The sequence below is a fragment of the Pseudomonas sp. Pme6b genome (assembly GCF_058129925.1).
In genome coordinates, this window is record NZ_CM176704.1 from 4,678,495 (window position 1) to 4,698,042 (window position 19,548).

Below are 19,548 nucleotides of genomic sequence, written 5' to 3' on the forward strand. Positions count from 1 at the left end.
TGGATACCACGAACTGAAGTTGAGGCGTAAAAAAGCCGGGCAAGGCAGTGACGCCCACTCCGGCTTTTTGCATCAATTAACCCCGCTACGACTGACTAACCCGCTCCAGCCATTCGATATATGCCGGCTCTGCATCAGGCGGTACATTGGCGCGGTGACCCTGCAACTCTGCCTGCATGCCAAACCCTTTCCATATCAGCGGTGCGAGGCGCGATGCCGGGCTGTTCGCCCGTTCCAGTTCGCTCAGCACTTGCAGGCTTCGTTGCTTGTGCTCGGCCACTGTTTCCGACTTGTAATCGAAAGCCTTTCCCAACCCGGAGAGGTACATCAGTTTTGCGGTTTCTATCTCAGGCCACTGGAGCGCCATATTCAGGGGCCATTCGAGCATCGCGCGTTCGCCCCACATCGACGACTTGGGTAAATGGTCGTTCGCAAGCAACGTCAGCATGAATGATTGGCCCAACTGGGTCAGATACACCGGCAAGACCTCAGCGGTGGGCTGCCGGTAAAACACATCCAGTGGTTGCTCACGCGTGAGCCCGATACCGCCCAGCAAGCGCTGTTGAAGATCAAGTACCAGCCCGCCAAGTTCCGCTTTGCCTGCACTACCGTTTTCAACGGTTTGCCGGGCGCGGCTCGTGCAGTTCCACAGGCTCAGTGAAATCCGCCACTGGGCCTGATCGCCCTCACCCGAACAACCCACCTCGCCCGTGACGAAATACTTCGTCGTTGGCGGGACGATATCGAACAATGTGTTGCCGTCGACTTCAACCCCCGATACAACCGGCCCCGCACCCTCCGCGACCTGGACATAACAATTGGCTGCATAGTCATTCCAGTAGTGAACCGACTCAGCCATGTAAAGAGGGATGGCACGCGTATAGCGCCCGATATCATCCTCGCGCTGCGATTCGGCAGGTTCTGCTTTCTCCATGATTTTGGACAAGGCGAAGAAACCAATTTCTGGCGCACCTTCCGGTTTTTGCGCGAAGAGCCAGTCAGCATTGCGCAAACCGTAGTGCCAGACCGGCTTGGTAAGCGCCACGGTATTGATCGTCACGCTGGCAGGATCAATCGGAACGCCTTTGTCTTCCTGCCTGCGCACGTCCTCGAAAGCGTGCGCAAACTGGTCAAGGTGACTTTTGATTGGTGCAAAGCCGAGTGCATACAAGCGAGTAAGCAACGCCTCGCCTTCATCCACCCTGCCCAGCTCCTGATAGGCACGCAGCAAGTTGAGACCTGCCGTCGAATCATGTTTGTGCTCATCATAAGCAGGCCCGACAAGCTCGACGATCAGCGGGATGTGGCCATTGTTGCCCAGATCCCCCGAGATCATCTGCAGCGCGCTTCGGTCGAACTGGCCACCTGCCAACACTTCTTCATACAGCACGCGCGCCTGCTCGACGTTCTGCTGTTGCAGGTAATGCCGCGCCATCCACAGCTGCGCACGCCAACTGCCCGGCAACGCCGCTACTGTGTGAAGAGCAGCGAGATAGGCCGCCTCGCCGCCCCGCTCCTGCTGGATGCTCAGCCACCACATCACACCATTCTCTTGATTCGGGTCGGCTTCAACCGCCTGCCATAGCGTTGCCTCTGCAACTGATTGCTCACCACGCACGGCAAACACCTTGGCCAGATTGGTCAGAATGATTCCCGACACGCCGACTTTCGCCATCCCGGCCCGCAGGGTGGCTGCAGCAGCATCAAGCTGAGCGTTGTGCATCAGCACGATTGCGTGAACAACATAACTGCGCTCAGGGTTATCGTCGATTTCTACCAAGCGCTTGGCCGCAGGAAGCAGATCAGCCGCAAACCCGTCGCTCAAACCCGAGACAATCAGGCTGTAGAGTTCATCCGCACTGCCCCACTGCTGTTGCAGGTTGGGCAGAAACACCTTGTCGCGCCACTCGTTGCGCGTGATCTTTATCTCGCGTCCGTGGCTGTCATAAACGGTGATCAACTCGCCCTCATTTAACTCCGGCGCTGCTGCATCAGAGTGCCTAACGCGAGTCTCCGCAGGCGCTGGAGACTTTTTGCCACTGAGAGCGGACAGAATGCGTTTGAACATAGATAGAGTCGCCACGGTTTCGGGTGAGTGGGCAGAACACGATGAGTTGCGGAAATCTTCAAGCAAGGATTGTTGGCATCCGTGCTTTTTGCTCCAGGCACTCAATCGTCAGTAAATAAAGCCGAGCGTTGCTGAGTGCTCCTGTCAGGCAGACTTCGCCTGCTCTTGCTGGAACATGATGACCAGAAATTCAGCAGGTCTGACGGTCGCCACAAGAACGGAAACGCGCAAGTAGCCATTGAGCACATCATCGGCCGTCATGGTACTGCCCAGCCCGACGTTGACCTGAAAGGCATCCGCAGGCGACGAGCCCTGCAAACCACCTGACCTCCAGACCCCCATCAGGAAACTGGTGATCATGCTTTTAACCGCCAACCAGGTGTCGGACGTATTCGGGCTAAAGATGTATTGGCGTGCGGCCAGCTTGACCGACTGTTCAAGGAAGGTCATGGTCCTGCGCACGGATACGTAACGCCAGTCCTGGCTGTTGCCATCCAACGTGCGAGCCCCCCAGATCAAAATGCCCTGGCCGTTGAAAAAACGAATGGCGTTAACCGATTTTCCGGAAACGGCATCGATGTTGAGCGGCTCCTGTTGCGAGTCCGACAAGCAAATAGGCAGGCTGGCGACCCCGACGATGCTGACGTTTGCAGGTGCACCCCACACCCCGTTGTTATTGTCGTTGACGGTATAGACTCCCGCGATGGCGCCGCTTGGAGGCAACGTGTTGGCGCTCGACAACACGTGCGTGACAATCTGACTGTAGAGCGGACTGGCGACAAGCAGCGCGGCCTGCAACTGACTGTTTGTCATCGGGTCGGCTGGTGGCTTCTGGATCATCTCAAGCAGGGCGGCGACCGCAGCATTGGGTGCCGATGGCGGATTCAGCAAAGGAGCCAGTTGAGTCGTATCGCCGCCAAACAGATTGGTGAAGTCGATGTCCGGCTGCTGCATGATCGTGGTGCCGATAAACGGGTAGTAGCTGGCGCCGTACTCGAGCCCGGTGTTGCCTGTGCTGTCGCGGAAGGTCTGGATGTCCTGGGTATAAAGGATAGGGTCGGGGTTGGCACCGCCAATGACGTCGAATATGCACATCGCAGTGCCCATTTCCTGTGCCTGCAACAACATACCCTGCATCAATGTGCCATTGTCGGCCACAGACAACAGCGTTGCCTCGGGGCAGATATACATTGTCGGCTCCAGCTCATTCTTGAGCAGGGCCAGCCCGCGCTGCAGATCAGCCAGCTGGACGTTGGGATTGATTACCGGAGCAGCCGGGTCGGTCGCAGGTTTTTTGCTGGGCGGGCCATAGGGACCGACCGCCACGATGTAAGCATCACCACCGCCATTCTGATAGAAGAGGCGCACGCTGTTGTAGAGGTAGTAGATCGTACTCGGGTCTGGAAGGATGGAATAATACTGATTGTTCAGCGTCAGGTATTCGCCGGATGTCGGCAGCTCCTTCTGTTGAACCAGGTAATACTCCGGACTGTACTGCCTGGCAGGATCAGCAGGCGGCGGCAGGTTGTCCAGCATGAAAAAGGCCTGGAACTCCATGAACGAAGAGATCTTCTGAGGCTTGTTGTAATACGACTCGCCCTGGTAATCCGCTCTCGGTGTGTAGCCGATAAAAGCAGGCACTGCAGTGGCTATTGGCACCACCGAGTTGGCAAAGCCGTTAACTTCATTGATGTATACACCTGGCGTAGGATAGTTGGAAGCCATTGCTCGTCCTTGATGGAGTTGAGAGTTAACGGCCTCGGTGTCGGCAGGCCTTTTACTGAAATACGCTCAGCAGGTTGTCCTGCTGAGAGATCCCGCAACCGTACGCCAGAACCCTGAAGTGAAGTTTGCCTGTTTTTACGAGTTCGCGTGTGCCTGGATGTTATCGTTTTGCCCGCAAAATACGGACAAAGCAACACCTGAATGTGATTTTGAAAGGCTCGTGGCGAGCTTTATCGTTCGCGCGCCCTCAGCAGCCGCAATGCTGGTCTCGATCGCAGCACCTGCACCGGCTTTCACCGCACCCGCCAATACGACTTTCGACTTATCTACTGCGACCAGCACATTACTGATGCCAGGCAAATGCCAGAGTTTTTTACCCAACTCCCCTGCAAACGCCTGAACATTATCCTTGTTTGAACCATCGCTCGAACATGTGAATCACTGGTCTTATCCAGACGATGATCGCCCTTCAAGGCTGAGTAGCCCTTCTCGACAAAGTCTTTCCAGTTACCCGCCTCTGTACCATGCCCGGCGTCACCGTCGTGAGTAATGCCTGCCCTGTGAGCCCGACCGTCTGCGGACGAGCTCATAAGCACTGACAAACTCCGCAGAGGTTAGTCTGCGGAATTACTGTTATAGCTCGCCTGTTAGAAATTGAGCGCGCCCCAGACCGAAACTCCAGTCTTCGTCACTGTTTATGACTATCGAAACCATGACGTCCTCTGCTTCGATGCCGCAGTTGCGCTCTAACCCTTCTGCTATAAGGGCATAAAACCGCTTTTTCATTTCTGCTGCACGCGGTCTGCTAATGACGGTGATGACAACCATTTTGTCAGACCGGGTAAACCCAAGACCAGTATCCTGAATGATCAGTCGATTCGCTTTGTGTTCATTCAACACTTGGTAACGGTCACGCTCAGGGACTTGGAATGCGTTCACCATGGCTTCATGGATAGTGTCCAGCAGCATCTCGATTTCTTGGTCCGAGCGGCCTTCTATATACATCAATTTTCAGCAATGGCATTGATTGTCTCTCTACAGGATGAGTGTGGATGTAGACGCTCAACGCATCTCTTCCACCAGGGTTTTGATCAATTCTGCTGCAGGTAGCGCGCGTGCAAGCGGCGCCCCTTGCCCGGCCCATTGAGCGGCAAAATCATGACAGCCTTTGAGAACAGCGGCGGCATGCAGTGCTTTGGCCACGTCATAAGCCAACGGATATTCGGCTGGGACAGGGATTTTTTGTTCGCTGCTTTCCAGGTACAGACGATTCGCCAAGCCACGGGCAGGACGGCCGGATACATAGCTGGTTACTCGAGTTTCATGGGCTCTTGCGCAGACAAGCGCTGCGCGATGCTCGGGCGAAGCTGAGGACTCGGGGCACAGGATAAAGGCGGTTCCCATTTGTACACCTATGGCCCCCAGTGCCAATGCCGCTTTAATGCCTGCGCCGTCCATGATCCCACCGGCTGCGATCACCGGTAAGCCTATGTGTGTTGTCAGCATGCGAGTCAATGGGAACAACCCAAGCTCGTGGTCCTGATCAGGCGCATCGTCGAATACGCCACGGTGCCCTCCTGCCTCATAGCCTTGCGCGACAATGGCGTCTACACCTGTCTTCTGAAGCATTTGTGCTTCCTTGAGCGTGGTGGCACAACCCAGTGTAACGATGCCCGTCTCTCGCAGCTCAGCTACCCATGCTGATTCGGGTGTGCCGAAGTGAAAGCTGACTACAGCGGGCCGCTCGGCTAATAGCACTTCAAGCATCGCCCGGTCACTCAGGAAGCTTGTATAAATCTCGCGTATTTCCTGAGGAGGCGCTGCATCGAACTCGGCGAACCATTTTGCACTATAGGCCAGCCAGGCATCGTTCTGCGCTTGGTTAAAACGAGCGGGGCTGTGGCAGAACATGTTCACGTTGAACGGTTGGTCAGTTAGCTCGCGCGTCCGTCTTATAAGGGCTCGTGCCTGGTCCGGGGTGCTAGCGCCAAGGCCGATTGATCCAAGGGCTCCTGCGTTACTAACTTCGGCGGCAAGAGTTGGAGTTGAAACGCCAACCATCGGCGCCTGAATAATGGGTAGCCGGACCCCTATGTTGGTCCAGAAATCAGTATTGTTCATGTAACTACCTATCTGTCTGGAGCGGTGAAGGAAATCGAACGGTCAGCAGTGTTGAGAGCACCAGGCCAACGCCCGCAGCGATCAGCGAAGTGTTGAACGAGCCGCTGTATGCGAACAGGTAGCTCGCTAATAAGGGGCCAATGATTTGACCTATGCCGTAGGCTGCAGTCATGACAGCGATAAGATTGTGCTTAATCGTGTGTGACACTCGTTTTGCGGCGGGCATCGCTATGGTTACGGTACCCATGAATGTTCCGCCGACAATTAACGCACTGCCCACGTATCCCGCCACGCTAGGTGATATGACAGGCAGAATGACACCGAACGCTTGAAGCAGGAGGTTTGCACGGAGCGCAACGTGAGTGCCAAATCTCAAGTGAAGTTTGTGCCAGAGGTAACAGGAAGGTGCGGCTCCAAGACCGAAAACAGCCCAGATGTGAACAGGGTTCATATCTTCAAAGGCACTTTTTACCAGCATGGGAAGGTACGTCGCCGTGATAATGTAGCCAAAACCCGCCAAACCATAGACCGCAATCAAAGGCCATGCTCCTAATGGCATATGACGCCCAGAAGCATCACTCACTGAAGGGGCCATCAAATGGGTGGGGCTTTTATCCAGCTTCTTTATGGCAATGCCGCTTAGTACGGCGCTGCTCACGCCCAGCGTAAGCCACAGGTTGAAACTGTTGAATCCGACGCCTTGAGCAATAGCCAGTATTTCTGCTGAAAGGAAGATTCCTATGCCCACTCCTGAAAAGAGTATGGGGGCCCCCTCATGATGCCCCTTGTGCTGCAATAACCACTGCGATACAGCGATCATGGACAGCGCACTGAACAGCCCTGCCACGCCTCGAATGCTGATAATCAACCAAGGCTGTGCGATATAGGCCAGCGCAATCAGACCTACCACGCTGGCGAGGATAGACACGATTACCCACTTGCGTGAATGACCGCTTGATAAGCGCGCAGCCAGTAAAGCGCCTAACAGGTATCCGGCATAATTGGCTGATGCAGCCAATGTCCCGTCATGCAGGCTCACTATGCCCTCGTGAACCATCGCAGGGTAGACACCGGTATAGGCAAAACGTCCAAAGCCCATGCCAATGGCCATCACCATGGCCGCAGCGATAGCAGACCATAGCAAGCTTTGACCTTGATTATTTTGTGCCGGTAACGGCTGGTTGTGCATCACTTTGATCTCAACTATTGCTTTCCAGCCAAATCGGCTAAAACAAATACGGATGTTTTAGCCGCTGATCTGGAGGTATGTGCGATTGCACTTGGCTTGAAGCACCGTGCGTCAACAGCTCTGTTGCCTGGTCAGATGTTTGCCTTTCAACTTCACGCCAAGGCTTGCGCCGGGCCGAAAAACTCATACCGGGCCTGATTCTCTGGCACTCCCAGATCCTTCAAGGCCCGTTTCATGAATGCCATGAAGGGTGTGGGGCCCAGAAAATAAGCGTCGACATCGCGGTCGGCAGGCAGCCATTTTTCAAGGTGAGTGATTGAGGGAAAGCCAATGGCGTCCGGCGTGTAGACCTCATGATCGGCCCGCTCCGCGTAAACGACATGCGCCTTGAACAGCGGATAGCGTTGTTGCCAGTCTCGCAAGAGGACTGAGAACGCATGCGCCTGACCATTACGCGCATAGTGAATGAAGGTGACTGGTCGTTCGCCGGACTCCAGCGCTTGCTCGGCCATTGCCAGCGTTGGCGTGATACCGACGCCGCCGCTGATAAGTAGTAGTGGCCTGGTATGGTCGCTAAGTGTGAAATTCCCGGAAGGAGGGAACACATCGAGCGTGCTTCCCTCTTCCACATGATCGTGCAGATAAGTAGACGCGAGCCCGCCCTGCTCACGCTTGACGCTGATTCGGTATAAAACACCGTCAGCCTGCTCACTCAACGAGTAGTTACGTCGCACCTCTTGGCCATCGATCATGAGCCGCACGCCGATGTACTGTCCGGCCTTGTGCTTGATAACGGGCTGATGATCAGTAGGCGCAAGATAAAACGACGTAATTTCAGCGCTTTCGGCCACCTTTCTCTGGACGGTGAACGGACGCGCACCCCGCCAGCCGCCCGGTGCAGCAGCGATGGCGTCGTAGGCACTCCGCTCACCGGCAATGAGGATGTCTGCGAGCTGTTGATAGGCTGCGGCCCACGCTGCGATGACTTCATCTGTTGCGGTTTCTGCGCCCAGTACCTCGCGGATAGCCTGCAAAAGGCAGGCGCCGACTATAGGGTAATGCTGGGGAAGTATCTGCAGTGCCACATGCTTGTTGATTATCTGGCTCGCCGGCCCGCCCAGGTTTTCGAGCCTGTCGATGTTCCTCGCGTACATCAGCACGCCATTGGCAAGCGCACGGGGCTGCGACCCGTTAGCTTGATTCGCCTGATTAAACAACGGACGCACTTCAGGGTGCATGTCGAGCATGAGTTTATAAAAATACGTGATCAGCGCTTCCCCTCCGGTTTCTAGCAGAGGCACAGTTGCTTTGATGATGTCGCGCTGGGCTGAGGTCAGCATGGTGGGCTCCAGAAGGTAAGCATCTATCCCCTTGGCTAGAGCAACCGCCGTGCCAGGCATAAAAGCCTTGTAAAACAGCAATTCGAAGGCATATAGAGTCTTTATGACTGTGTTATTAAGACCTGATCCGTGAAAAAAGATGTCATTTCGACTCATCAGTTGAAGGCGTTGCACGCCCTCCTTCCTCTCTTGGGTGATTTAGCCGTAGAGCTGTCTGCCGAACACCGTTATTACCGCGTGCTGGATGCGTTGCGAGAGCTTGTCCCCTCGGATGCTCTGGCATTATTGCGCCTGGAGCGGGGCGAACTTATTCCTGTCGCAGCGCACGGCTTGGCCAGTGACGCAATGGCCCGACGCTACCGTGTCGCCAACCATCCTCGACTGAACGCGATCATTGAAGCCAAGGGGGCCGTGCTGTTCCCCTCAAACTGTGATCTCCCGGACCCCTATGACGGACTGATCGGTTCAAGCGCCTTGCCCGTGCACGACTGCATGGGTTGCTCATTGCGGATCAATGACAAAACCTGGGGGGTTCTGACCCTGGACGCCCTGACCGTTGGGCAGTTCACTGAGCAGGATCTGCAAACCGTCGAGACCTTTGCCGTGTTCGCGGCGGCGACCGTCGTGGCGGCCTCCCAATTCGATGATCTGTTGCGCACCGTTGCCGGAGAACGGAAACGGGCAGAAGCCTACCGACTCTCTGCACGCAGGCCCAAGCCTGAAATGATCGGCAACAGCGACAGTTTCAGGCAACTCATCTCTGAAATCGATCTGGTCGCTTCAAGCGACCTCACGGTGTTGATTACCGGCGAAACCGGAGTAGGTAAAGAACTGGTTGCCCAGCGGCTACACGATCTCTCGGCGCGAGCGGACAAACCGTTCATCACGGTCAATTGCGCCGCGCTTCCTGAGCACCTGGTCGAAAGCGAGCTTTTCGGGCACGTCAAAGGCGCCTTTTCGGGGGCCATCGAAAATCGGCTGGGTAAATTTGAAGTGGCCAGCACCGGCACGCTGTTCCTGGATGAGATCGGCGAGCTTCCGTTGGCCGTGCAAGCCACCCTGCTTCGCGTACTTCAGGGCGGCCAGCTGTTGCCGCTGACCGAAAACTGACCCAGTAGAGGCTGTTCTGCCGACTGAAAACTGACCCAGGTGTTCAACTGCTTCTGCTCACTTTTTGAGCAGGAGAACACAGGGTGATCAGCATGGAAATGTTGGGAAAAATCCGGCGGATGTACTTCCGCGACAAGCTCTCGCTGCATCAGATAGCCAAGCGTACCGGGCTGTCGAGAAACACCATCCGAAAATGGGTCAGAGCGCCCGAAGCCAATCAACCAGCGTACCAACGGTGCGCATCCTTCAATAAGCTCAACCCTTTTCACGAGACCTTAGAGCAGGCGCTCAAGGCTGATTCGTTCCGGCCAAAACACAACCGTAGGAGCGCCAAGGCACTTTTTGAGCAGATCAAGGCCGAGGGTTATGACGGCGGTTACAGCCAGCTCACGGCGTTTGTCCGCTCTTGGCGGTGCGAGCAAGGCAAGTCTGTACGCGCTTTTGTACCGCTGACTTTTGCCCTCGGTGAGGCCTTTCAGTTTGACTGGAGCGAAGAAGGCCTGCTGATCGGTGGCCTGTTTCGACGTATCCAGGTCTCCCATATGAAGCTGTGCGCAAGTCGCGCGTTCTGGTTGGTTGCGTACCCCAGTCAAGGCCACGAGATGCTGTTTGATGCCCATACACGTTCGTTTGGAGCGTTGGGTGGCGTGCCACGTCGCGGCATCTACGACAACATGAAAACGGCTGTCGACAAGGTTAACAAAGGCAAAGGCCGCACGGTCAATGCCCGGTTTTCCGTGATGTGCGCGCACTATCTGTTCGATCCGGACTTCTGCAACGTGGCCTCTGGCTGGGAGAAAGGCATCGTCGAAAAGAACGTGCAAGACAGCCGGAGGCGAATCTGGCTCGATGCTCAAAATTGCATGTTCCATACCTTCGAGGAGCTGAACGTCTGGCTCGGCCAACGCTGTCGTACGCTCTGGGCTGAACTTGTACATCCGCAGTACAACGGTTTGACGGTGGCAGAAGTCCTGGAGCTGGAGCAGGCTGAAATGATGCCGATGCCGACGGCCTTTGATGGCTACGTGGAACGCACCGTCCGTGTCTCTAGCACCTGCCTGATCAGCGTGGCGCGCAATCGTTATTCGGTGCCTTGCGAGCGTGTGGGTCAATGGGTCAGCAGCCGTTTGTACCCTTCGCGAATCGTGGTCATTGCCGACGAAACGGTGATCGCCAGTCACGAGCGCCTCTTTGATCGAGATCAGATCGGTTTTGACTGGCAGCACTACATCCCACTCATCGAACGCAAGCCTGGTGCACTGCGCAATGGCGCTCCATTTGCTGATCTGCCAAAACCGTTACAGCTTCTTAAACGCGGACTGAGGCGTCACACCAACGGTGATCGAATCATGATGCAGGTACTGGCTGCTGTGCCCATCGCCGGTCTCGAACCAGTGCTGGTGGCGGTGGAGCTGGTACTTGAATCGGGAAGTCTGAGCGCCGATCACATCCTCAATGTCGTTGCCCGCCTGACCTCCACCGCACCACCTCCCTGTGTAGAAACCAGCCTGCAACTCAAAGTGGCGCCGGTTGCCAATACAGCACGCTACGACCGGCTCCGTACGACCGATGAGGAGAATCGCAATGCGTGACCTAATGACTGAACTCAAAGAACTGCGCCTGCACGGCATGGCCAGTGCTTGGGAAGAACTGGTCTCTCAAGGAACAGCGTCGACGGCTTCATCGAAATGGCTGCTGGAACATCTGCTTCAGCAGGAACATGCGGATCGCGCGGTGCGCTCGGTGAATCATCAGATGAACATGGCAAAACTCCCCATGCACCGTGACTTAGCTGGCTTTGACTTCAGCGCTTCCAGCGCTGATGCCCGGCTGGTCAGCGATCTATCCAGCTTGGCGTTCACTGAAACCGCGCAGAATGTCGTGTTCATCGGCGGCCCTGGCACCGGGAAAACACACCTGGCCAGTGCCTTGGCTGTATCCGGAATCACGGCCTACAACAAACGCGTGCGCTTCTTTTCCACGGTGGATCTGGTGAATCTGCTGGAGCGTGAGAAGTACGATGGCAAGGCAGGGCGAATCGCCCAGGCACTGCTGCGCACAGACCTGGTGATACTGGATGAACTCGGATATTTGCCCTTCAGCCAAAGCGGTGGCGCCCTGTTATTTCACCTGCTGTCCAAACTGTACGAACACACCAGCGTGGTCATCACCACCAACCTGAGCTTCTCGGAATGGTCGAGTGTGTTTGGCGACGCCAAGATGACCACCGCGTTGCTGGATCGGCTGACACACCACTGCCACATCGTCGAAACGGGCAACGAGTCCTACCGCCTACAACACAGCACATTGGCTGCCCAGACAAAGATCAAAACACGCGAACGAAAGCGAAAGGACGGAAATGATATCGAGGACGATGAGCCATTTTGATCCGCACCATAAATGCCCTGCTGCATGCGGTGGGGCTTGATGCGTCTTCAATCGGAACACTGCTGCTAAGCTTATCCACAATTGCTGGGGCAAAAATCAGCAATCCGTCCTGGGTCAATTTTCAATCGGCAGGGTGGGTCAGTTTTCAATCAGCGCCAACATTTACGGGGCAGATGAGCACCGTATTGCCACGTGGCCTCTGTATACGTGCCTTGAGGCGGAGATCGAGCACGAGGGAAAAATCTATTTGCTCAGCGAGGGTGATTGGTACCAGATAGACCGCGATTACACTGAGCAAGTGAATCGCTTCTTTGACGCTGCAGTTCCATGCAACCTGGTGTTTCCTCCGTATGGCACCGACCACGAGGGCGCTTACCTAAGACGCATCGCAGATAACATAAACTTCTATCTGCTGGACCAGAAATTAGTGAGGTTGATGGGCGCTGGCGGCCCATTCGAATTTTGTGACCTGCTGACGCCGGATCACCACATCATCCACGTCAAGAAGTACTCATCGTCGAGCGTGCTGAGCCATCTCTTTTCCCAGGCCTATGTGTCCGCTGAAGCCCTTATCAATGCCCCAGACGTTGTTACTCAGGTGAACGGCTATCTGGCGGAATTGGGTAGTTTCCAGTTTTCCTTCAATCCTGTCACACAACCGCGCAACAGAATCGTTTTCGCTATCATGCAACCCAACGAGACCTTGCACGTACCATTTTTCTCAAAGGTTAACTTCCGGCAGTTCGCCCAAAGGCTCGGTGCAATGGGCTACCAGGTTGAGGTTTGTAGAATCAGTAATTGACCCATTCTGCCTCGATCAACTCCGTTCAGCTTGCCGGTCAATTCGATGCAGGCGTTAAAACAGTGGCAATGCGTACTGATGCTCAGGTGCAGACCAATGACCAGACGCCCTCTAACTCAGCGAAAACAAGCGACCATCCAAATGCCCGGAGGCTTCGCCATTAGTAATACGGACGGACTTGGTACACTGATTTTATGGGGTGTTTATGTACCTCGACACAGCCATAACTGATACGCCCATTTGCTTGGCGATTGCTCGCACGCTCAAACCTTCAGCTCTGAGGGCTTGCGCCTTTACCAACTTGGCGTTAGCCGCTTCGAGGTAGGTTTCTCGGTCTCTGACTCCGGCGGCGCGCCTACGGATCTCGTGGCGCTTCCTATCACGCTCTCGGGCCATCTCCGAACTGATGATCGTCTTGAGCTGCCGTTGCTCATCCGTAGTGATTCCAAACAGGTTTATGAGGGTATCGTTCTTGGGCGTGTATAGCGATGGATAGTCCCTGCCTCCGAAGTTGACCCGCTCGCCGGATTCGTAAGCTTTGGCCTTGCTGAACAAGGTCATCAGCTCTTTGGAGCGGCTATTCCATTGCGGATCTAGCTCACGGGCCAGCGCTGAGGCTTCGTGATACATCTGTTTGCTGTTGGTTGCACCGGACAACAACAGGAAGTTCAAGCGCCAAAACAGGTGTTTCATCCGGCTGCCTTCGCTGACACCACCGCGCAGCTCAGCGAGCTTGCGCAGGTCTTCGAGGCGGTCCCACGCGAGCTTGCGGCCTGAGAATCCGTGTAGATTGTCAGTCTTGCCTGCGGATTCCACGACTATCCGGACACCCATTCCACCAACATCCGGACACTGATTCCATGCTGATCCGGACACTCATTCCACAAGCATCTGGACACCGATTCCACGGCCATCCGGACACTTTCAGGCAGGCAGCAACGCAGGACTATTCACTACTATCGACCTCTTTTTTCGAAGCGAAGAGGTCGTCGTGGAGCGTTTATCCATGCATAAAATCCGAGAGGTACTACGCCTAAAGTTCGACGCTGGCCTGTCCGTGCGCAAGATCGCCGCCAGCTTATCCATCGGCCATTCGAGTGCAGGGGATTACCTTTGCCGGTTCGCCGCCAGTGGGCTTCAGTGGCCCATCGATATTTCTGACGCGGAGTTGAATCGACGGCTGTTTCCACCGGCAGTGCCAGTGCCGACCGACCAGCGCCCAATGCCTGACTGGGCATGGGTACACGCGGAGTTGCGCCGCCCCGGCGTCACTTTGGCCTTGCTCTGGCAGGAATATCGACTCGCTCACCCGCAAGGCTTCCAATACAGCTGGTTCTGCGAGCACTACCGCCTTTGGACCGCCAAGGTCGACGTGGTCATGCGCCAGGAGCATCGTGCTGGCGAAAAGCTGTTCGTCGATTACGCCGGGCAAACAGCGCCGGTCATCGACCGACAAACCGGCGAGATCCGTCAGGCTCAGATCTTCGTCGCCGTTCTCGGCGCGTCCAGCTACACCTTTGCCGAGGCCACCTGGTCGCAGAAACTGCCCGACTGGCTGGGCTCGCACGTCCGATGCTTTGCTTTTTTCGGCGGCACAACGCAGATCCTGGTGCCCGATAATCTGCGCAGTGGCGTGACTAAAGCGCACCGTTACGAGCCGGATATCAACCCCAGCTACCGCGATCTGGCCGAGCATTACGGCGTCGCCGTCTTGCCTGCTCGCTCGCGCAAGCCCAAGGACAAAGCCAAGGTCGAAGTCGGCGTGCAAGTGGTCGAACGCTGGATCCTGGCGGTGCTGCGCAACCGCCAGTTCTTCTCGCTTGGCGAACTCAACACAGCCATCGCGCTACTGCTGGATCGCCTCAACCACAAGCCCTTCAAAAAGCTGCCCGGCTCACGCCGGTCAGCCTTCGAGGCCATCGACCAACCGGCCCTGGAAGGCCTGCCGGAACACCCGTACGTCTATGCCGAATGGAAAAAGGTACGCGTCCATATCGACTATCACGTTGAGGTCGATGGCCACTTTTACTCGGTGCCGTACCAGCTGGTGAAGCACCAAGTCGAAGTGCGGCTCACGGCCCAGACCGTCGAGTGCTTCCACGCCAACCAGCGCGTGGCCAGCCACCTTCGCTCGCAGCACAAAGGCCGCCACACCACCCAAACCGAGCACATGCCCAAGAGCCACCGCGAGCACGCCGAATGGACACCGCAACGGCTGATCCGCTGGGCAGAGCAGACCGGGCCTAACACCGCCGGCGTCATCACCTACATCCTCGAACGCCGAATCCATCCGCAACACGGCTTCCGCGCCTGCCTGGGCATCCTGCGCCTGAGCAAACAGCACGGCGAAGCGCGGCTGGAAGCCGCGTGCCAGCGTGCGCTGGCACTGGGCGCATGCAGCTACAAAAGCCTCGAGTCGATCCTGCGCCAAGGGCTGGAGCGCCTGCCGCTGGCCCAGCAAAACCTGCCGCTGCTGCCTGACGAGCACATCAACCTGCGTGGCCCGGGCTACTACCACTGACCTGAGAAAGGAGCTTCGAAATGCTACCGAATCCAACGCTCGACAAGCTACAAACCTTGCGCCTGCACGGCATGATCAAGTCGCTGGGCGAACAACACGCAACGCCTGATATCAATGATCTGAGCTTCGACGAACGCTTCGGTCTGATGGTCGATCGCGAGCTGACCGAGCGCGAAGACGCCCGCCTGACCACCCGCCTCAAAGCCGCGCGGCTGCGCCACAACGCCTGCCTGGAAGACATCGACTACCGCAGCCCGCGTGGCCTGGATAAGGCCTTGATCCTGCAACTGGGCAGCGGCCAATGGCTGCGCGATGGCCTGAACCTGATCATCGGCGGGCCGACGGGCGTAGGTAAAACCTGGCTTGCCTGCGCGCTGGCTCACAAAGCCTGCCGCGACGGTTACAGCGTGCGCTATCTGCGTCTGCCGCGCTTGATGGAAGAACTAGGCCTGGCCCACGGCGATGGCCGCTTCGCCAAATTGATGGCCGGCTACGCCAAGACTGACCTGCTGATCCTGGACGACTGGGGCCTGGCACCGTTTACCGCCGCGCAACGGCGCGACATGCTTGAGCTGCTGGACGACCGCTACGGCAACCGCTCGACGCTGGTGACCAGCCAAATGCCAGTGGACAAATGGCATGCGTTGATCGGCGATCCGACCTTGGGCGATGCGATCCTCGACCGGCTGGTGCATAACGCTTATCGAATTGAACTGAAGGGTGAATCGATGCGCAGGCGCGCAACGAAATTGACGGCGGCAGGGGCTTCAGACTAACAATGCAAACCTGCGTCGCTGCGCTCCGACTGCCTGTCCGGATAAGCGTGGAACGAGTGTCCGGATGTTGGTGGGCTGAGTGTCCGGATGACGTGGAATTCGCAGTCTTGCCACCGGGCACCAAAAGGAAACGCCTGGATTTGCGCTTGGCCCGCTCTGTCTGCTCCTGCCGTTGCTGCTCGATTGTCCAGCGAGCGGTTGGTAGCAGGACATCAGCTAGATACTCGAAGTTATAGCGGACGGGCTGCCCGTCGGTGTCGTTCGTGACGTGAACAACGCGGCAGACTTCACCGCTCTTGCTGTTGACTGTCTCGATGGTCCGTAGAACGCGGCTTGCATCTTTGGCCATCGGATCGGCACCGACATGTGCGAGGCGATCCACTAGGTAGCGCTGGCACGCATTCCAGCGTGGCAAAGCGTGACGCGGGATAGTGCCATCGAGTAGCCATTTCGCTTGGATGCCCCGGCCGCTGTAGATCAGCACAGACGGTGCAGGTAGACCATCTTCCGCGCAGAAATAGAGCACCGATGCCGCCAGTTGGTCAGGCGTGCGGCCTGCCAGCGCGGGTATGCGGTAGGTATCAAGATCGGTGAACAACAACCCCAGGCGAGCGAGGTTCACTACCCGGCGATTGGGGCGGATGAATTCGGCCTGAGACATCCAAGTATCGCGAGTGTTGTCCACCAGATTGAGTATGGTGGGCATATCCGCGAGCCGGTGGGACGATTGACGCTTTTCGCCACGAACGTCAACCAGTAGCGAGAAGAACCCGCTCCTGTTGCTGTCATGGTACATCTGCGCCTCGTCCTGAGAGCTGAACAGCGCAAGCTGTGAACGTTGAAGTTGAGCGCGGGAAGTTCGCACATGCGGCTGCGGCATGGGCCCTGAGTCGGGCCCGACCCACACTATTCAGGCTCCAATTCCGGGTCTGGGAGCTGGGCCAGAAGCCTTGCACGCATCAATCCATTCTTCGACTTCAGCCAAATCCCAAGCGACATTTCGACTGGTTAACGCAATACGGCGCGGGAATTCGCCCCGCTGCTCCATGTTGTAGATCGTGCGCTCTGCTAGCGGGATCATCGCATGCAATTTCTTACGGTTGATGAGTGTCTTGCTCTTTGGTTTGGTCTCCATGGGGTCGCTTTCCTTCGAAGTTGTCAGATGCTTGACAATGCCTTCGAGCGCCAGAACCAGGGCGCAAAAAAGTTAGAATTTGGTTGTCAATCAGAGCTATCATCGGAGGATGGGAAAACACTTAAAAACGTCGAGCACCTACGACCCGCTTTTGCAAATGCTGGTTAGAGAGAGCGACACATCGTCGGATCGCATCCGGGCCAAGTTGAGTAACCGATACGAGTGGTGCTTCTGCGAGCTATGTTGGCGCTCCACCGAATATGTGATCAGCATCGCGGCGCCGAAAGTCTTCAAGCGCCTAAAGCGCGGGAATATCAAAGCAGTTCCATTAACGGAGTCTGTTCGCACCGAAGCTCAGAAAAAAGCCGATGCCTTGGTGGATCGATACGAACGGGCATTGAATGGGGAGTTCGGCAGGTATGAGCCCCCTCGAATGTTGTCGAAGTACTGTGACATTCAGGAATTACGCGGGGACTTTTCGATAACAGCATTTCGTGAGCACGTGGAGCGCCGAATGCTCGTTTCTACTTGGGCGCAACACGGTGAATTACTAAGGCCTGCGGCCCTACCCGGCCAACCAGAGGGGTCAGCTAAACCGAGCAAACTCTATTGTGAGGCCCACAATCCGCGACGTAGCGATGAGGCACGCCGCGCTTACCAACGCGATAGGAGGTTCGTGCTGGATTATGAGGATTTGATTGCAAAAATCTGGTCTCAAGAAGCTGCTTTCCTTCCAAGCTGGGATATCGAGACCCATGCCGAGGTCAGAAAAGAGGCATACCGCCTTCTCCAAGCACTGAAGTCACCAACTAGCACGATAGATGATCTGTTGATGCAAGGAATTACAAGTCAGGCTGAAATCGCCCGGCAGCTTGGCGTATCACGCCAAGCTGTTTCTGCGGCCATCAAGCGACGGTCTGGAAAGCAGGCATCACCATAAAAGCTCAAAGCTCTAGTTTCATTTTTTTCCGCCATTGCTTGGACGTGGTCGTTTGAGCGTCCACTCGTCAATCATATCCGCCCAATCCTGCAACATCGCCCGACGCTGATCGCGTATTCAGCCTTGTTGTAAACGGCCCGTACGCCCTTCTGCTCGTGCGCAAGGCACTTCTCAATCCAATCTGAGTTGTAACCCGCCTCATGCAGCAGCGTGCTCGCTGTGCGCCTCAAATCATGCGGTCCGAACTTGCTCAACGGCTGCCCTTCTTTCTGCGCAAGCCGGTAGGTCAGCGTCAGCACCTGATTGATCGTCGCGGTACTCATCGGCAAATCAGAATCGTACCGAGAGGGAAAGACATAATCCGAACCACCGGCAAACGTCTTCAGAGCAATGAAGAAATCCAGCGCCTGCTGAGATAAGAACACCAAATGGGGATTGCGCCGCTTCATCCGCTCTTTCGGAATAGTCCACAGGGCTTCGCTGAAATTGATTTCGTTCCAGGTAGCGTTGGTCAATTCACTTTTGCGAACCATGGTCAGTAACAGCAGCTTAGCGGCGACTCTCACGGATGAGGCAGTGCCGATGCGGTCCAGGTACTGATACATCAACGCGATTTCGTCAGGCCCTAGAGCGCGATCGCGTGGCTCGAATTTAGCGATGCTTGCAGGACGCACCAGATCGGCCGGATTCTCAACCTTCTGGCCACGCTCTATCGCCCATCGGAACACCTGCATCACAATCTCGCGGGAGTGCACGGCCGTGGCTGGAGCTCCACGCTCCACAATTGCATCTGTCAGGGTACGCAGATCCTCATGATTGATTTCCACCAGTTTCTGATTACCGAAGTGCGGCTTTAGCTCGCGCTCGTAAACCGATCGGCGCATGTCACGCGTCGAGTCAGCCATCTGATACCCACGCAGCCATTTCTCCGCCCACGCATCAAACGTCTCTGCCCCTTTGATGCGTGCCTTGGCACGGGCTTTCTCTTTGGCAGGTGACTTACCCGCCGAAACCATTTTTTTAGCCTCGCCCAAGCGCTCTCTGGCTTCCGCAAGTGTGATGCCACCCACGCCATAACGACCGAACGTGATGGTCTCCTGACGGCCATTGATTGAGTAGTTGTAACGAAAGGAGATGGAACCGGCAGCAGTGACGGCCACGTACAGCCCGTCACGGTCGTTCACCTTGTAGAGTTTTTCTTGCGGTTTGAGGTTACGCAGCTTGGTATCGGTCAGCATGGCAGTTACGGATTCCATTGAAAAAATACCATGCTCAGAAAAGCACTCATGCACCACGATAAAACCCAATGAAACCGGGCTGATGATGAGATTTGATACCATGCCCTGCCCTACTAGGGCGACATGGTATCGAGCACCGAACATGGCATTTGGTTCAGTCAATGCCCCGTACCATGCCATACAAACACGGTGCTT

15 protein-coding genes and 2 pseudogenes are annotated in these 19,548 nt (G+C 56.1%); 7 read left to right on the forward strand and 10 right to left on the reverse strand.

Annotated elements, in window-relative coordinates; all coding sequences use genetic code 11:
• Positions 1 to 85: 85 nt before the first annotated feature.
• The 7 genes from AC4ANE_RS21210 to hmpA all read right to left on the reverse strand — a co-directional run bounded on the left by AC4ANE_RS21210 (position 86) and on the right by hmpA (position 8,443).
• A complete protein-coding gene (locus tag AC4ANE_RS21210) occupies positions 86 to 2,068 on the reverse strand; it encodes a tetratricopeptide repeat protein (protein WP_002552505.1) in 1,983 nt (660 codons plus the stop codon).
• A 144-nt stretch (positions 2,069 to 2,212) separates the two neighbouring features.
• The gene (locus AC4ANE_RS21215) at positions 2,213 to 3,793 is read right to left on the reverse strand and encodes a phage tail sheath family protein (RefSeq protein ID WP_031596205.1); all 1,581 of its coding nucleotides are present in this window, start codon (positions 3,791 to 3,793) and stop codon (positions 2,213 to 2,215) included.
• 135 nt (positions 3,794 to 3,928) lie between these two features.
• The gene (locus AC4ANE_RS21220; protein WP_044323872.1) at positions 3,929 to 4,174 is read right to left on the reverse strand and encodes a hypothetical protein; all 246 of its coding nucleotides are present in this window, start codon (positions 4,172 to 4,174) and stop codon (positions 3,929 to 3,931) included.
• Between the two features lie 252 nt (positions 4,175 to 4,426).
• Positions 4,427 to 4,762 carry a tautomerase family protein gene (locus tag AC4ANE_RS21225; RefSeq protein WP_235805484.1) on the reverse strand — a complete coding sequence of 112 codons (336 nt, stop codon included), beginning with the start codon at positions 4,760 to 4,762 and terminating at the stop codon, positions 4,427 to 4,429.
• Between the two features lie 93 nt (positions 4,763 to 4,855).
• Entirely contained in the window at positions 4,856 to 5,914 is a 1,059-nt protein-coding gene (locus AC4ANE_RS21230; protein ID WP_002552503.1) for an NAD(P)H-dependent flavin oxidoreductase, read from the reverse strand.
• Between the two features lie 4 nt (positions 5,915 to 5,918).
• A complete protein-coding gene (locus AC4ANE_RS21235; protein ID WP_044321350.1) occupies positions 5,919 to 7,103 on the reverse strand; it encodes a YbfB/YjiJ family MFS transporter in 1,185 nt (394 codons plus the stop codon).
• Between the two features lie 152 nt (positions 7,104 to 7,255).
• A complete protein-coding gene (hmpA, locus tag AC4ANE_RS21240; protein ID WP_057425446.1) occupies positions 7,256 to 8,443 on the reverse strand; it encodes an NO-inducible flavohemoprotein in 1,188 nt (395 codons plus the stop codon).
• A 129-nt stretch (positions 8,444 to 8,572) separates the two neighbouring features.
• Here hmpA and AC4ANE_RS21245 point away from each other — a divergent pair.
• The 4 genes and pseudogenes from AC4ANE_RS21245 to AC4ANE_RS21260 all read left to right on the forward strand — a co-directional run.
• A pseudogene (locus AC4ANE_RS21245) lies at positions 8,573 to 9,532 on the forward strand (sigma 54-interacting transcriptional regulator); the annotation flags it as partial.
• A gap of 113 nt (positions 9,533 to 9,645) precedes the next feature.
• Positions 9,646 to 11,145, forward strand: coding sequence for an IS21-like element ISPsy20 family transposase (gene istA, locus AC4ANE_RS21250; RefSeq protein WP_122302115.1), 1,500 nt, complete (start codon positions 9,646 to 9,648; stop codon positions 11,143 to 11,145).
• Positions 11,138 to 11,941 (forward strand): IS21-like element ISPsy20 family helper ATPase IstB, encoded by an 804-nt coding sequence (gene istB / locus AC4ANE_RS21255; RefSeq protein ID WP_031598096.1) that lies wholly within the window; start codon positions 11,138 to 11,140, stop codon positions 11,939 to 11,941. Before istA (AC4ANE_RS21250) ends, istB (AC4ANE_RS21255) begins: the two co-directional genes overlap by 8 nt.
• Positions 11,942 to 12,074: 133 nt before the next feature.
• The gene (locus tag AC4ANE_RS21260; protein WP_460408509.1) at positions 12,075 to 12,743 is read left to right on the forward strand and encodes a TIGR04141 family sporadically distributed protein; all 669 of its coding nucleotides are present in this window, start codon (positions 12,075 to 12,077) and stop codon (positions 12,741 to 12,743) included.
• Between the two features lie 192 nt (positions 12,744 to 12,935).
• Here the strand turns inward: AC4ANE_RS21260 and AC4ANE_RS21265 are convergent, their stop codons facing one another.
• On the reverse strand, positions 12,936 to 13,577 hold the full coding sequence (locus AC4ANE_RS21265) for a hypothetical protein (RefSeq protein ID WP_460384497.1): 642 nt from the start codon (positions 13,575 to 13,577) through the stop codon (positions 12,936 to 12,938).
• A gap of 172 nt (positions 13,578 to 13,749) precedes the next feature.
• On the opposite strand from AC4ANE_RS21265, the gene istA (AC4ANE_RS21270) reads away from it, so the two are divergent.
• Together istA (AC4ANE_RS21270) and istB (AC4ANE_RS21275) are read left to right on the forward strand one after the other, a co-directional pair.
• On the forward strand, positions 13,750 to 15,264 hold the full coding sequence (gene istA / locus AC4ANE_RS21270) for an IS21 family transposase (protein ID WP_082301208.1): 1,515 nt from the start codon (positions 13,750 to 13,752) through the stop codon (positions 15,262 to 15,264).
• A 20-nt stretch (positions 15,265 to 15,284) separates the two neighbouring features.
• A complete protein-coding gene (gene istB, locus AC4ANE_RS21275) occupies positions 15,285 to 16,040 on the forward strand; it encodes an IS21-like element ISPsy14 family helper ATPase IstB (RefSeq protein ID WP_002552598.1) in 756 nt (251 codons plus the stop codon).
• Positions 16,041 to 16,950: 910 nt separating this feature from the next.
• Here istB (AC4ANE_RS21275) and AC4ANE_RS21280 read toward each other — a convergent pair.
• Positions 16,951 to 17,175 (reverse strand): helix-turn-helix transcriptional regulator, encoded by a 225-nt coding sequence (locus AC4ANE_RS21280; protein ID WP_031597374.1) that lies wholly within the window; start codon positions 17,173 to 17,175, stop codon positions 16,951 to 16,953.
• A 79-nt stretch (positions 17,176 to 17,254) separates the two neighbouring features.
• On the opposite strand from AC4ANE_RS21280, the gene AC4ANE_RS21285 reads away from it, so the two are divergent.
• Entirely contained in the window at positions 17,255 to 18,115 is an 861-nt protein-coding gene (locus AC4ANE_RS21285) for a helix-turn-helix domain-containing protein (RefSeq protein ID WP_002556173.1), read from the forward strand.
• An 18-nt stretch (positions 18,116 to 18,133) separates the two neighbouring features.
• Here AC4ANE_RS21285 and AC4ANE_RS21290 read toward each other — a convergent pair.
• Positions 18,134 to 19,353 (reverse strand): annotated as a pseudogene (locus AC4ANE_RS21290) (tyrosine-type recombinase/integrase).
• Positions 19,354 to 19,548 lie beyond the last annotated feature (195 nt).

Excerpts from the sequence above, each read along its gene's own strand:
- AC4ANE_RS21210 (WP_002552505.1), bottom strand. The coding sequence starts at position 2,068 with ATGTTCAAACGCATTCTGTCCGCTCTCAGTGGCAAAAAGTCTCCAGCG.
- AC4ANE_RS21215 (WP_031596205.1), bottom strand. The coding sequence starts at position 3,793 with ATGGCTTCCAACTATCCTACGCCAGGTGTATACATCAATGAAGTTAAC.
- AC4ANE_RS21225 (WP_235805484.1), bottom strand. The coding sequence starts at position 4,762 with ATGCTGCTGGACACTATCCATGAAGCCATGGTGAACGCATTCCAAGTC.
- AC4ANE_RS21230 (WP_002552503.1), bottom strand. The coding sequence starts at position 5,914 with ATGAACAATACTGATTTCTGGACCAACATAGGGGTCCGGCTACCCATT.
- AC4ANE_RS21235 (WP_044321350.1), bottom strand. The coding sequence starts at position 7,103 with ATGCACAACCAGCCGTTACCGGCACAAAATAATCAAGGTCAAAGCTTG.
- hmpA (WP_057425446.1), bottom strand. The coding sequence starts at position 8,443 with ATGCTGACCTCAGCCCAGCGCGACATCATCAAAGCAACTGTGCCTCTG.
- istA (WP_122302115.1), top strand. The coding sequence starts at position 9,646 with ATGGAAATGTTGGGAAAAATCCGGCGGATGTACTTCCGCGACAAGCTC.
- istB (WP_031598096.1), top strand. The coding sequence starts at position 11,138 with ATGCGTGACCTAATGACTGAACTCAAAGAACTGCGCCTGCACGGCATG.
- AC4ANE_RS21265 (WP_460384497.1), bottom strand. The coding sequence starts at position 13,577 with ATGGGTGTCCGGATAGTCGTGGAATCCGCAGGCAAGACTGACAATCTA.
- istA (WP_082301208.1), top strand. The coding sequence starts at position 13,750 with ATGCATAAAATCCGAGAGGTACTACGCCTAAAGTTCGACGCTGGCCTG.
- istB (WP_002552598.1), top strand. The coding sequence starts at position 15,285 with ATGCTACCGAATCCAACGCTCGACAAGCTACAAACCTTGCGCCTGCAC.
- AC4ANE_RS21280 (WP_031597374.1), bottom strand. The coding sequence starts at position 17,175 with ATGGAGACCAAACCAAAGAGCAAGACACTCATCAACCGTAAGAAATTG.